13 protein-coding genes are annotated in these 13170 nt (G+C 43.9%); 11 read left to right on the top strand and 2 right to left on the bottom strand.

Annotated features, from left to right (window positions below; all coding sequences use genetic code 11):
• Positions 1-138 precede the first annotated feature (138 nt).
• The 6 genes from NDI52_RS33270 (at position 139) to NDI52_RS33245 (ending at position 7691) form a co-directional block, all read left to right on the top strand.
• Positions 139-978, top strand: a complete 840-nt coding sequence (locus tag NDI52_RS33270; RefSeq protein WP_206758206.1) for a group II intron maturase-specific domain-containing protein — start codon at positions 139-141, stop codon at positions 976-978.
• A 948-nt stretch (positions 979-1926) separates the two neighbouring features.
• Positions 1927-2739, top strand: coding sequence for a hypothetical protein (locus NDI52_RS33265; RefSeq protein ID WP_190775024.1), 813 nt, complete (start codon positions 1927-1929; stop codon positions 2737-2739).
• Between the two features lie 185 nt (positions 2740-2924).
• A complete protein-coding gene (locus tag NDI52_RS33260; RefSeq protein ID WP_190775023.1) occupies positions 2925-3500 on the top strand; it encodes a dihydrofolate reductase family protein in 576 nt (191 codons plus the stop codon).
• A 255-nt stretch (positions 3501-3755) separates the two neighbouring features.
• On the top strand, positions 3756-4424 hold the full coding sequence (locus NDI52_RS33255; protein ID WP_348257076.1) for a hypothetical protein: 669 nt from the start codon (positions 3756-3758) through the stop codon (positions 4422-4424).
• Between the two features lie 268 nt (positions 4425-4692).
• Positions 4693-7428 (top strand): IS66 family transposase, encoded by a 2736-nt coding sequence (locus tag NDI52_RS33250; RefSeq protein ID WP_348257081.1) that lies wholly within the window; start codon positions 4693-4695, stop codon positions 7426-7428.
• A gap of 53 nt (positions 7429-7481) precedes the next feature.
• A complete protein-coding gene (locus NDI52_RS33245; RefSeq protein WP_348257080.1) occupies positions 7482-7691 on the top strand; it encodes a hypothetical protein in 210 nt (69 codons plus the stop codon).
• A gap of 173 nt (positions 7692-7864) precedes the next feature.
• Here the strand turns inward: NDI52_RS33245 and NDI52_RS33240 are convergent, their stop codons facing one another.
• Both NDI52_RS33240 and NDI52_RS33235 read right to left on the bottom strand, forming a co-directional pair.
• On the bottom strand, positions 7865-8392 hold the full coding sequence (locus tag NDI52_RS33240) for a transposase (RefSeq protein WP_348257079.1): 528 nt from the start codon (positions 8390-8392) through the stop codon (positions 7865-7867).
• Entirely contained in the window at positions 8361-8873 is a 513-nt protein-coding gene (locus NDI52_RS33235) for a hypothetical protein (protein ID WP_348257078.1), read from the bottom strand. Before NDI52_RS33235 ends, NDI52_RS33240 begins: the two co-directional genes overlap by 32 nt.
• A 137-nt stretch (positions 8874-9010) precedes the next feature.
• On the opposite strand from NDI52_RS33235, the gene NDI52_RS33230 reads away from it, so the two are divergent.
• The 5 genes from NDI52_RS33230 to NDI52_RS33210 all read left to right on the top strand — a co-directional run bounded on the left by NDI52_RS33230 (position 9011) and on the right by NDI52_RS33210 (position 12814).
• The gene (locus NDI52_RS33230) at positions 9011-9373 is read left to right on the top strand and encodes a type II toxin-antitoxin system PemK/MazF family toxin (RefSeq protein WP_348257077.1); all 363 of its coding nucleotides are present in this window, start codon (positions 9011-9013) and stop codon (positions 9371-9373) included.
• A 261-nt stretch (positions 9374-9634) separates the two neighbouring features.
• Positions 9635-10303, top strand: coding sequence for a hypothetical protein (locus NDI52_RS33225; RefSeq protein ID WP_348257076.1), 669 nt, complete (start codon positions 9635-9637; stop codon positions 10301-10303).
• Positions 10304-10443: 140 nt separating this feature from the next.
• Complete coding sequence (locus NDI52_RS33220) at positions 10444-11283, top strand: hypothetical protein (protein WP_348257075.1); 840 nt, start codon at positions 10444-10446, stop codon at positions 11281-11283.
• Positions 11284-11495: 212 nt separating this feature from the next.
• Positions 11496-12176 carry a hypothetical protein gene (locus tag NDI52_RS33215; RefSeq protein WP_348257074.1) on the top strand — a complete coding sequence of 227 codons (681 nt, stop codon included), beginning with the start codon at positions 11496-11498 and terminating at the stop codon, positions 12174-12176.
• A gap of 197 nt (positions 12177-12373) precedes the next feature.
• Complete coding sequence (locus NDI52_RS33210; RefSeq protein WP_348257073.1) at positions 12374-12814, top strand: hypothetical protein; 441 nt, start codon at positions 12374-12376, stop codon at positions 12812-12814.
• The last annotated feature ends 356 nt before the right edge of the window (positions 12815-13170 follow it).

Here is a 13170-nt window from a genome sequence, read left to right as displayed (position 1 = left end):
AAGTCGGAGGGAGAGCTACGGTGAATTGAAAGATTCACGCCGGGTTCGGGTCAGCAGATGGGGGTTAGCACTGCTGAGAAATCAGTAGCAAGCACCTCATCTGACTGATATGTGGTGTTCCACGCCGACCTAAGCATTGTGCAGCAGTGCCAACAAATCCTGGTGGAATGGCTAGCGCAAATGGGTCTCACCCTACACTCAGAGAAAACTCGAATTACCCACACGCTGCATCCGCACGCGGGAAAAGTTGGATTCGATTTCTTGGGTTTTACTGTGCGCCAATTTCCGGCAGGCAAACATCACACGGCACACAATGCCTACGGCACCCCGCTGGGCTTCAAAACCCTAATTCAACCGAGTCAAACCAGTATCCAACGTCATCAACAGAAGTTAAAGCAGATCCTCCAACGTCACCAGGCATCCACTCAATCTCAATTGATTGATGCCCTCAACCCGGTGATCATCGGATGGTCGAACTACTTCTCGACCGGGGTCAGTTCTCACGCCTACCAAGGGCTGGATAACTGGTTATATCTTCAGTTGAAAAACTGGGCGACCCATCGCCATCCTCGTAAAAGTCAACACTGGGTTGCCCAGCGATATTGGCTGATTGACCGAGGTGAAGGATGGCGATTTGCTGCATCCACGCCGGAGGGTATCCAACGCTTAGCAAGGCATAGTCACACCGCGATTCAGCGGCATGTCAAGGTTCAAGGTCAGCGCTCAGTGTTTGATGCCGACTGGATTTACTGGAGTACCCGCATGGGACGACATCCTCAAGTCAATCAGCGCGTTGCTCGCTTGCTGAAACGACAACAAGGGAAATGCGCCGTCTGCCATCTGTTCTTTAAGGACAGAGATTTGCTGGAAATCGACCATTTCATCCCGCGCGCCCAAGGCGGAAAGGATGAAATCAACAATCTTCAGCTCCTCCATCGTCATTGTCACGACGTAAAATCGGCTAATGATAGCCGATGAGGTGTAGGTGACAACTACCAAACTGTTGAGGAGCCGGATGAATCGAAACGATTCACGTCCGGTTTTGGAGACCAGCGGGGCTGGTGACAGCCTCGCTGAGTTTAATTAGCAAGAGTTCCATCCAATCGTTGGAAATCATACATGATTTTTTCAGTATCAGCAGTATTTAGAGCACCGCAGATAACTATAAATCACCACTTCTCATGAGAGAAATAGAAAGCTCTCGTAAGCTACTTCTAGTGCTGACCCTAATTTCCTTCGGCGGTGCAGGTGCACTGATGTTGCTCTTGACACTCTTCATATCCGTAACTGCCCTTTGGGGAACAGTACATAACTTGTCCTACTGGGGTTGGCTTTCGGCTTCAGCCACAGTAGTACAAACAGAAAATTCGGAGGATCCAGGAGCCTATAACCGCTCCCGGAGTATAACCTCTTGCCCAATCATTCGCTTTAGCGATCGCACCGGAAAATCTTATGAAGTCAGAAGCACTTGCACTACAACACGACCTACAGGAGACCGAAGGCGACGGGGTCTACGACCTGCTTACCGGCGGGGTCAAACCGTAACAGTTTGGTACGATCCGAAAAATCCCTCTCACACTCTTATTGCAGAACACAAACCCCAATTTAATCCGTTGTATCCCTTGTTTAATTGTTGGACTCTGCTATTTGGCAGTATGGCTGTCGGTTTTTTATTTGGAGCTAAAATCTCAAGAGATGAGTTACGAAAATCTAATTAGGTTTTGAATGAGCAGTTGCAATAGATAATCATTACCAAGAGACTGCGTATCTTGAGCGATAAGATGCTTGTCGAGAGCTAACAAAGCCCGCTGCATCGAAATGAACTTCAATACTGTTGAGATGCCAAGCTTGTCTGCATCCGCTGAGCGGGATCGTTAGACCTCTGTTAAGTTGGGCATCTCACTAGGCAGTAGAGTAATACTGGATATGAGAATTTTAAGGCGAACCTCAACTCGCTTAGTCACGCAACATCATCAAACAGGGCAGCGTTTAGCGGCTGTCTGTTGTTTACTGCTTGCTGTTGGAGCAGCTTTACTTGCCAGTCCTGTGCCAGAAATTAGTTGCCAACGGAATGGCACTCTAACTCAATGCAAACTCATACGGCACATATTGGGTAAGTGGCAACTTGAACAATCGATCGTTCTACAAGGGGTTAGAAGTAAGGGTATCTGTGGCTATAGTCGTGTAAGCGGGCCAGACTGTATTCACAACAAATTTGTAGCGATCGTTCAAACTCAAATCGGCGAGATTTACTTCGTTCGCTACGCGTCCTCCGGAGGAGAAGCGATCGCTGACATTCAAAGATTTATCGAAAATCCCAATCAAACCTCCCTTCAGATACAGTCAGCAAATTGGTCATTCAAGTACCCAAGCAGTAATGGATTTTTGATTATATTTGTAATTGTGATGCTCTTATTTGCCAGCGGATTTTTAGGTAGTGAACAAACTTATAAGTGTGACTTTGACAAAACGAAGGATTGGGTTACAGTTATCGAGCAGCAGATGTTTATGAGCAAAGTCACTGAATTTCCTATTTCGAGTATTAGGTCAATCACCGTTGATAGAGTAGGAATTAGGGATTGCATCATTCTGACTCTGCAATCTGGTCAAAATGTTTGTGTTGCTCAAGCATCTTGGGGAAAGAAAGAGCATAAATACCGTCCTTCCGTAGGACTTTTCTGGGTCAACAAAAGCCTTGAAAAGGATACGCAACTGATTATGTCGTTTCTACAGGTATAAGGTCTAACAACCCGCTTGCACACCGACTATATAATAAATGGTTGGTTAGGTCCAAGAGATTACTAACGGTGGGTGAAGCGGGGCGTTAGGCTGCTCAAGTTGCCTGCAAAGATATAGCTAAAAAATTCTTTATGGTGAGGAGGTTTGCCAAAATATTTATTGTCTAATCACTATGGAGAGGGGAAATGCGGTTACTTACGTATTTTGTAGCTTGCAGCGTTGATGGGTTTATTGCGCATACCGATGGTTCACATGGTGGCTTTTCCCAAGACAGTGAATATTTCGCAGATATATTTGCGTCTTTTCCTGAGACAGTTCCATCCCATCTACGTGACTTGATGGGTGTTCACGCTGAAAATAAATGGTTTGATACTGTTCTTATGGGTCGAAAAACTTACGAGGTGGGTTTAAAAGATGGCGTGACAAGTCCTTACTCGCACATGAAACAATATCTCTTTTCACATAATATGCAACAAAGCCCAAGCAAAAACGTTGAGCTAATTTCAGAAAATGCCATCGAATTTATCAGAGCTCTCAAGAGCGAACCAGGTAAGGGGATCTGGCTTTGTGGTGGAGGGAGTTTGGCTACTGCACTTTTCACTAACCAGTTAATTGATCAACTAATTCTCAAGGTAAATCCCTTTTTGATGGGTTCGGGTATTCCACTTTTCTCTGGGGTGATTCAGCAAACAGCTTTGGAGCTGACCGATCGCAAGATTTACGACAATGGAGTTTTGTTGCTTTATTACAGGGTGAATTGATCAATTGTTTGTAGTTGACGCAACCTAACAAGCGCCATGCAACGGATGAGTAACAGTTACTGGTATGGATACAAAAGTGTGGGTCACCGCTGATGGCGATCGTTATGCGGCTGGGTTGTCGATGGGGGCGTAACCAGAGGTTGTCTGTAACTTACCTAAATTGAACATCTAGAAAAAATGTCTATTTGTTGTCTTTGCAGACTCGAAAAACAACTCATAAAGGCTCATATAATTCCCAGAAATTTATATGAACCTATGCGAGAAGCGAGTATTGGTGAACCACCTAGCGAACAAGTTCCAAGGATATATGTAGTTGGAACAGAGCAAAAACCAAAGCAATCTCAGAGTGGAATATACGACCCCTCTATCTTATGTAAAGAGTGTGATGGTGATTTAATAGGTGTGTGGGACAATTACGGTCAAACATTTTTACTTAGCCCTTCATTTTCAGACAATTGCCTTGTTGATAACGCTGGGAAGCCTGCTGCTTATAAGATCGAGGAATTTGATTATAAACAGCTTAAACTCTTTTTTATGTCGATCTTGTGGCGAGCAGCAATTACTAGTGATCAGTTTTTTGCCCAAATTAAACTTGGTTCTTGGGAGGAAAAACTGAGAAAAATGATTTTGGCTCAAGATCCAGGTAGTGAAAATGATTTTTCAGTGGTTCTCTTCAAATACGAGAGGGCTTTGAGCGAAATTATGCAAAACCCTACTAAACATAGACAAGGTGGAGTTAATTACTATCGCTTTAGATTTCCGAAATATGGTTTTTTAATCAAAGTAGATCAGCGAAGCTTCCATCCTGAATTACTTCCCTTTGTCATCAGCTCTAATCAGCAATTATTAATACGTGTTATGGAGTATACAGATTCTAAAGAATACGAACGAATTTTGGATATCAGAGATAAGATTCCTAATTAAGTGGGGTCGCCGCATAACAACCCTGGTGCAGCGGATTCACCCAAGTCACTTGCTGAGTTGCAAAGATGCTGGCAACCGCTGACCAGGAACGTTGGGCGGCTTCACCTCTCGGTGGAGACAGTTTGCTTTAGTTATTGGTTCAAGTTAAGCGTCTTAGGCAGTTATCAGTGAGACAATCAGTGAAAGTTTCGCGTGGGAACATATATGGACGTTATCTCTGAAGAATCAGTGCCCAGTGAATTTATCAGTAGGATTATTGTCCCACAGCATGATTCATGCCATGAATGTCGTAATCACTTCTGAAGTTTTGCAATCATACTCTTTATGTCCTCGCAAGGCATATTTGTTGATGTATGGGAAAGACAAAGGAACCCTGCATGAATATGAACAAATTTTAAGAAAACATCAACTTGAAAATCAGTCTAAAAATTTGGAACTCCTTAAGCAGAAACATACTGATGTTTATTCCTATAGCATTTCAAATCTTAAGGAAGGATATGAGTTTCTAATTGACGCTAATCTAGTCGCTGACAATTTACAGGCTTATTGCTCAATGTTGACAAGAACCAATGAGCTAAGTTACGAGCCAACAATTTTCATAGGGACTCATACCATCAACAATACGGACAAGCTGAGCTTGATATTCGCTGGTTACATATTGACGAAAATTCAGGGAAAGTTACCAGCGGTAGGGCATATTGTAAATATGAAAAATGAGTCGCGACGACTAAAGCTAGAAGAGAGCCATAAAGTCCTTGCACCACTACTGAAGCCATTGCAAAAATGGTTACATGGTTCTTCTCCTGAAGAGCCGCCAGTCATCCTAAACAAACATTGTTCTATATGCCAGTTTAGAGAGCAGTGTCAAACAAAAGCAATCCAAGAAGATAACCTAAGCCTTTTGGATAGAATTACACCCAAAGAAATCCGGAAATATGAAAAACGGGGAATTTTAACAATCAAACAATTGTCTTATTTGTTCAGACCACGGAAAACTAGAAAACGGATCAAACATAACTCTCAATACAGTCATAAATTTGAGTTGCAAGCATTATCTTTAAGAACTGGAAAAATATATCTGCAAGAACCACCTAATACTAATCGGGATCCAATAGAAATATTTTTGGATATTGAATCAATTCCCGATCAAGAGTTTTATTATTTAATTGGCTTATTAATCTGCCAAGGAAAGGAGTTTAAGCAATATTCTTTGTGGGCAAATGATCCTCTAAGTGAAGTTGAAATATGGAACCATTTTTTAGAGATCGTTGATAATTATTCTGAAGCCTTGATCTATCATTATGGTAATTTCGAACAAAAAGCAATTGCTAAATTAGGTAAAAGATATACTACTGATATTGACAAACTAGCTGCTCGACTAACGAACTTGAATAGTTACATTTTTGGAAAAATTTATTTTCCTACTTATTCAAATAGTTTGAAGGAGATTGGAGCCTTCTTAGGAGCAAAGTGGACATCGCCCAATGCTTCGGGATTGCAGAGCCTGGTGTGGAGATATAAGTGGGAGTTGGAAAAAGATAGCATCTATAAAAACTATCTTCTAAAATATAATACTGAAGATTGTTTAGCTACAAAGTTATTACTTGATCAGCTTACTGATATAACAGTTCGAGCTAGCCTTGTAAGCGAACTTGACTTTGGTGATAGGTACAAGCGCCCATCGTCTTTGGCAGATAGTTCAATACATGGACAGCTTGAAGCCGTAATCAAATTCTCATACACAAACATTGATAAGAAGAAAATCCGATTTCGTGAGGATGTGCCTGGAAATAAAGACTTAGAACCTAAAGCAGAAAAAACGCCTAGACCGAAGAATAATCTAAAAAAAACAAAGAAAATTAGCAGACCAACAAGAATTCAGTATCTAAAAGGAATTCAAAAGTGTCCGACTTGTGAAGATGTAGAACTTAAAGAATCAAAATCTAAAGCTGAGAAGTTCATAATCAACCTTGTCTTTTCAAGGAGTGGTGTTAGAAAAGCAGTTATTAAGTATTGTGTTACTAAAGGATTCTGCCCACAATGTAAGCGCTATTACATCCCAAACGACTTTAGAAAACGTGGTGCTGAAAAGAGATATGGTAATGGGTTTAATATTTGGTTTGCATATCAGAGAGTCACTCACCGCCTATCCCATCATGCTATCAGCGAGCTGACAGAAGACTTATTCAATGAAAAAATAGATCCATCTACAGTAACTCGGTTGATTAAGGAAGTTGCTAACTTTTACTCTGAAACAGAGGGTCTACTTATCAAACAACTTCAAGATTCTCACTTTATTCATGTTGATGAAACTACTATAAGTATTCGAGGAGTTACTCAATATGTATGGGTGTTCACCAATGGATTATACGTAGTTTTTCAACTGACCGAAACAAGGGAAGCAACTGTGGTTCAAAGTTTTTTAAAAAACTACAAGGGCATCCTTATTTCAGATTTTTATTCCGGCTATGACTCTGTTGAGTGCAAGCAACAAAAATGCTGGGTTCACCTTATTAGAGATCTTAATACTGATTTGTGGAAATCACCTTTGGATAGCGAATTTGAGAAGTTTGTTCAAGAAATTAAAGATTTGATTATCCCTATAATGGAGGTCATACAAAGACATAATTTAAAGAAGTTTTATTTGAATAAGTTCCAAAAAAATGTTGACAAGTTCTATCAAGATACTATTGTAAATAGAGATTATAAGTCTGAGCTAAGTTTGAAATATCAAAAACGTTTTTTGCGATATCGAGACAGCTTGTTTACATTTCTTAGCCAAGATGGTATTCCTTGGCACAATAATACGGCTGAGAATGCTATACGCCATTTAGCGTTACAAAGAAATATCTCAGGCAATTTCTATGAGTCTGGTGCTAAAGACTACTTGCGCTTACTTGGAATAAAACAGTCTTGTCGTTTTCAGGGAAAATCATTCTTTGAATTCCTGTTTTCAGGGGAAACAGACCTCGATCAGTTTAAGGTAAGAAAACGTAAGCGTTAAATGACAGTAAGAGATTCCGGTTTGGGCTAAAATGATAGCCAGGAGGAATAGCTATGCCTAACGCTGATCAAACTGTTCAAGAAATCTACCACAATATTGTTGGTAACCTTTCGGTAAGCGATCGCCTCCGTCTGGCTGCTCTAATTTTAAACGATTTGACTCAGCAAAACGTTGCTGTTATTGATGCCAGTAATAGCTGGACAGAACAAGACCAGCTTGAATTAACGTCATTTTCTTTACAATATGCAAACAGTCCTGCTTGACTGACAAAACTAAGAAGCTGGAAAGCTAGTCAGGACAGTGAACTCACGATTAAAAGACTGCTCATGTTGTCGCAGAGATGCAATTGCAGGTTGCGGGTCAGATCCACCCCATAGAAACTGAAAAAGCGGAATTTTCCATTGCTTGGTGATGGCTAGACGAATCCAGTTCCAGCCTAACTTGGGTAACTCATGCCCCGATTCCAGTGAGTGTCCACGAAACGGCGCTTGCCCGATGCCACTACCTGAGTTCCTTGCAGAACCAGAAACAGCATCGTCAAAGCAATCACACCACACAGTTGACTCAGGGCAAACTTATCCCGTAACCGCGATGCTTCCAGGTTGAAGCCATTCGACTTGAGATCCAAAAAAGATTCCTCGACCTGAAACCTCAATCGGTATTGAGCAAAAGTTTGTAGTGTGGTCGGCTCATCACTCACAATGGTCCAATCCTCACCACTGAGCTTGTCATGAGCAAACGCCAAGTAAGCGTTGGCATAGGGGTTAGTTTTACCAATCGACACCATCGGTGTGAAGTAGGCTTGTCCTTTTTTGAGTTGCACTGATGAAACCGGGTGCCACCTGCCCATCAGTTGAAACTGGAACGAGCGTTTGATGCGGATGCGGAAATGCCAGCCCAAATTCTCCCGTAGGTATTTCATCAACTTGCCGTCAGCAAAGCCTCGGTCTGCCAGCAATACCACGACCACTCCCTCTGGCAACACTCGTGCTGCTTGCCTCAGTACCCCGTTGAATCGTCCATAGCCGCACGCTGCTGCTGGCTTGAGCAACCACTCTCCAGGCAATCGGAAGTGTTCGACCTCGGTACACGACCCCAACCCAAACAATGCAGAAACAGTTCCATACGACGGTTGTATCCAAGCTCAAATAGATGCGCTCTTTGCCCCAGCATGAGAGCGATTGAGCGATCAACGCTTGATGCACTCCTGTTACGTCAATGCGTCGGTTGGATAGCCATCGTCGGAACCGTCGTTGATGTGACTGAGCATAGGTGGCTCGGCTCACCACATGCACACCAAATCCGTTGAGATGGACATTCTGGCTCTGGAGGATGCCAATGACCATCCAGCACAATGTCTGGAGATGTCGCACATCCCGCCAGATGTCCTGACATTGACTCAAGTAGTCTTGCAATGCACGATAGAGACGGGAAGTCGGTGTCATTGGTTTTGCCGATTTGTGTGGTAACGTTTCAGCTTAAACCAAGCCCTGCTTCCCTCCTAGCTTTCGTCTCAAGCTCCAATACTTTTGTCAGTCAAGCAGGCAAACAGTCTCTTTCCTAGTGAGGAGGAGATGGTTTAGTGCCATTCAACGCCGGTGATATAGTCACGGTCGATTTTCCTGGTGTCACAGGGATCAAGCGCCGTCCTGCTGTAGTGTTGTCGTCCGCAGCTTATCATGCCACTCGCCCCGATACGATTGTTGGACTCATCACTACTCGAACGAGTGGACTTGGCGCAACTGACTACGAACTTCAAGATTGGGCAGCGGCAGGCTTACGAGTTGCCTCTGTTTTTCGCAGTTTTATCGTTACCCTCCCCCCTTCCGCTAACTTGGTTTATATCGGGCAACTGGCAGAACGTGACTGGAAGGGGGTTCGTATGTGCGTAAAAGTAACTCTTGCTGAGTTGGAAGATTCTCCCGACACGACAGCATCTTCGTAGCGGCAGCAGCCCAACAAATCGTTGCAACGGAATTTTGCGAGCGGAACCGAAGATTCTGGTTGTGTTTTCAAGTCCCCTACCGCTCGCAAAATCCGCTGAACTCAAACGTTATGCGGCTGGGTTGTCGATGGGGGCGTAACCAGAGGTTGTCTGTAACTTACCTAAATTGAACATCTAGAAAAAATGTCTATTTGTTGTCTTTGCAGACTCGAAAAACAACTCATAAAGGCTCATATAATTCCCAGAAATTTATATGAACCTATGCGAGAAGCGAGTATTGGTGAACCACCTAGCGAACAAGTTCCAAGGATATATGTAGTTGGAACAGAGCAAAAACCAAAGCAATCTCAGAGTGGAATATACGACCCCTCTATCTTATGTAAAGAGTGTGATGGTGATTTAATAGGTGTGTGGGACAATTACGGTCAAACATTTTTACTTAGCCCTTCATTTTCAGACAATTGCCTTGTTGATAACGCTGGGAAGCCTGCTGCTTATAAGATCGAGGAATTTGATTATAAACAGCTTAAACTCTTTTTTATGTCGATCTTGTGGCGAGCAGCAATTACTAGTGATCAGTTTTTTGCCCAAATTAAACTTGGTTCTTGGGAGGAAAAACTGAGAAAAATGATTTTGGCTCAAGATCCAGGTAGTGAAAATGATTTTTCAGTGGTTCTCTTCAAATACGAGAGGGCTTTGAGCGAAATTATGCAAAACCCTACTAAACATAGACAAGGTGGAGTTAATTACTATCGCTTTAGATTTCCGAAATATGGTTTTTTAATCAAAGTAGATCAGCGAAGCTTCCATCCTGAATTACTTCCCTTTGTCATCAGCTCTAATCAGCAATTATTAATACGTGTTATGGAGTATACAGATTCTAAAGAATACGAACGAATTTTGGATATCAGAGATAAGATTCCTAATTAAGTGGGGTCGCCGCATAACAACCCTGGTGCAGCGGATTCACCCAAGTCACTTGCTGAGTTGCAAAGATGCTGGCAACCGCTGACCAGGAACGTTAGACCGCATCTGTAATAAAACTGGGTACATCTTGCCCGAATCCTAATATGGACATAGCTTTCAGCCAATTCAGTGATTCCGGCTGCTTTCTGCTCTTCGACCTGGAAGGCAGCTTTGAACCCAATGAAGAGTGGACCTACATACTCAATCATCTCCTTGACCCAGATGGAAAAACCCACCTTCGAAGCTACTACGAAGAAGGGATGTGGCCTGAGATATGGGCTGAGGCGGTTTCTGAACTTCGACGGACGTGCGCCAATGCCGAATTCGCTCTCCTTCTCTGCGGGGAGGGTACGTTCTCGGTGCGGATCAAGGATGCCCCCCTTACTGAGCAAGAGCAAGCAGGAGTTGTTCAGACTTTCGAAGAAGCTCTTCACTTGCCGAGCGGTCTCCTAGCATTCACCGAAGGGATGATCTTCTTCGAGAGCTATGACGACTTGCGAGAGGTGGTTTTTATTAAAGAAACGCTATCCAGCGGATGGTATGCGCTTCGTATCCACAAAATGGCGCAGCAACCTTCTGTGTCATCCACTGTGGGGTTCTACGGCAACAGGGAGTGGCCTGCGATTATCCTCGAACTGGTTCCTACTGATCGGGAACAGGTGCGAATTCCTGATGAGAGTGAACCATTCCCACGTCTGATGTTCCAAGACAGAGAATCATCGCTATTCCAGCCTGGGGTGTACTGCTATGCTACAGTGACGCAGATCGAAGGAGACATAGTTGCGATGCGGTTGCAAGAGACAGAGTCAATCTCTTGCGGTTCTGGGCGGATGCTGATTCCGGCCGAGGGAACTGTTGAAGTCGGTGATGTTATCCGGGTGAGGCTGTTTGAAGATAAGCAGAACTTCTGGGTTGTAGAGTGGACGGGTGAGTTTTTGGACTGAAGGGCTTAACATCCGAAACCGTAACGGTCCAACAACGGCATGCAGCGGACGCGCACGTCAGCATTTATTTATCTTTGGCAATCCGTACACGCTGCTGATGCCGATCGTTAGATCTATCAATTAACGGGGAATTATTAGATGATCTTGCCTCGATAAACTTCCGTAAACTTCCGAAACTTGCAAGTAGAGGCATTCTAAAATTCTTAAACTTCATGGCAAACGTGCAGTTTTTAGACTCGACCTTAAACGATACAGAATGGCAATTAGAGACAATAACAAGCGGTAAAGGGGGAACAGTAGCAGTCCAGCAAAAAGATGCTATGGGGGAAGTTGGCTCTTTTCGAGAAATCACCAATACCGTTCACCAAGCCTCGAAAGGCGTGAATTCTAATGTGCTTGGGTTGCACTGGCGAGTTGGGGCAATCTATGACCCACAAGTTCAGGGCGCAATTACAGCGATTGACTATTCTGAGGACGCCATCTTAATTTATGGATTTGGTCAGGGGCAAGCTGCAGGACTGGCTTTACGTCAAAATCAACAGATCTATCTTCCTGTTTCCAGACTGATTACGCCAGAACCTGGCTGGACCCATAAGGAGCTTAACGATCTGCAAGCACAGGACTTTGTGGCAATGGGAACGACCGACCAACATCCCGATTTCTCAGCAACGGGAGCACCAATTCAGTTTGGCTTCTTTCGTGCCAACACTACAACGAATGCTCAATATTCGATCATTGGCGGGATTGATAACTGGTCGGCTTCAATTAATCCTGCCGCTAAGGGGAATGAGGCAGCAGGGTTTCCTTGGTGGGCAATCGCTGGAGTGGTGGCAGGATTAGCGCTGATAATCGCATTTTGGAAGCAACGACAGCCCAGCGATCGTCCTCGTTAAGGATGAAGCTGGGAATTTTGATCCTCTTTGTCGGCCAACAATGCAGGTCTTCGAGGGCAGACAGGTCAAACTTTACAAAGTTAGAATGGTCTAACAATCCCGTTGCACATCGACCGTACTGAGTCTTTGCATGGAGTTCAAGAGGTTATCTGGGGCGGGTGAACGAGGTCGTTAGATGTCTTCATATTGAGGAGCAAATGGCTAGCTTCCGTATCAGCGGAGATGATTCCGAATACCTGAGTGTGAAAGTCGCCGGGCGATCTCATGCCGCGCAGGATTATTGGGATGGGAATTGGCTTAATGCCGACATTGAGATTGACGCGGGAGCGTTTCGCGGGCGCTACGGAGCTTACCTTCGGGCAGAGGAGTTACTATCCTTCCGAGATGCCATCACTCGTCTCTATTCTTTCGATTCCAAAGAGGCAAGATTTGAGACGATGGAACGACAGCTGAGCATTAACATTGCGGGGGATAGCTTGGGGCACTTCACGGCCAAGTGTGAGGCGGTAGATCAGGCAGGAATCGGCAACCGTCTCAGCTTCTCCCTGTCGTTCGACCAGACTGAGATTCCTGCAATGCTGAAAGGACTGGATGCTATCGTGCGGGAGTATCCGGTCATTGGTAAACCCGACATCTAACAATATGCCCTGCGCCGGACGAGGCCAAAGAGTAATACCACAGAGAGATATATGGGGGCGATCGCTCCTGAGTTTCACGAATTTCAGATAGAGATAACGTCTCTTATCTCTATCTCGCTAAACTTACACTATTTTGCTTTATGGAATGCTCAAGTTCTTATAGATAGACGTCTCAGAGGCTCTTTTCCATACCTTGCAGTAGAAATTTTCTTATGAACAAATAGTACCCACTCTGAGGACTGTCTCAAAAAAATCCTGGTGCCATAGTGGGTTCAGTTGACAAACACAGTCTTTGTAACAAGCCCTACAAATGCCGTCAACGAACAGACCTGATTATTATCACCTAAGAGGACATT

Origin of the sequence: Leptolyngbya sp. PL-A3 (assembly GCF_039962325.1) — a bacterium.
In the GTDB taxonomy this organism is placed as follows: Bacteria; Cyanobacteriota; Cyanobacteriia; order Elainellales; family Elainellaceae; genus Vacuolonema.
The sequence above is the reverse complement of the archived record's forward strand: the minus strand, read 5'-3'. Positions and strand labels throughout refer to the sequence as shown.

Excerpts from the sequence above, each read along its gene's own strand:
- NDI52_RS33265 (WP_190775024.1), top strand. The coding sequence starts at position 1,927 with ATGAGAATTTTAAGGCGAACCTCAACTCGCTTAGTCACGCAACATCAT.
- NDI52_RS33260 (WP_190775023.1), top strand. The coding sequence starts at position 2,925 with ATGCGGTTACTTACGTATTTTGTAGCTTGCAGCGTTGATGGGTTTATT.
- NDI52_RS33255 (WP_348257076.1), top strand. The coding sequence starts at position 3,756 with ATGCGAGAAGCGAGTATTGGTGAACCACCTAGCGAACAAGTTCCAAGG.
- NDI52_RS33250 (WP_348257081.1), top strand. The coding sequence starts at position 4,693 with ATGATTCATGCCATGAATGTCGTAATCACTTCTGAAGTTTTGCAATCA.
- NDI52_RS33245 (WP_348257080.1), top strand. The coding sequence starts at position 7,482 with ATGCCTAACGCTGATCAAACTGTTCAAGAAATCTACCACAATATTGTT.
- NDI52_RS33235 (WP_348257078.1), bottom strand. The coding sequence starts at position 8,873 with ATGACACCGACTTCCCGTCTCTATCGTGCATTGCAAGACTACTTGAGT.
- NDI52_RS33225 (WP_348257076.1), top strand. The coding sequence starts at position 9,635 with ATGCGAGAAGCGAGTATTGGTGAACCACCTAGCGAACAAGTTCCAAGG.
- NDI52_RS33220 (WP_348257075.1), top strand. The coding sequence starts at position 10,444 with ATGGACATAGCTTTCAGCCAATTCAGTGATTCCGGCTGCTTTCTGCTC.
- NDI52_RS33215 (WP_348257074.1), top strand. The coding sequence starts at position 11,496 with ATGGCAAACGTGCAGTTTTTAGACTCGACCTTAAACGATACAGAATGG.
- NDI52_RS33210 (WP_348257073.1), top strand. The coding sequence starts at position 12,374 with ATGGCTAGCTTCCGTATCAGCGGAGATGATTCCGAATACCTGAGTGTG.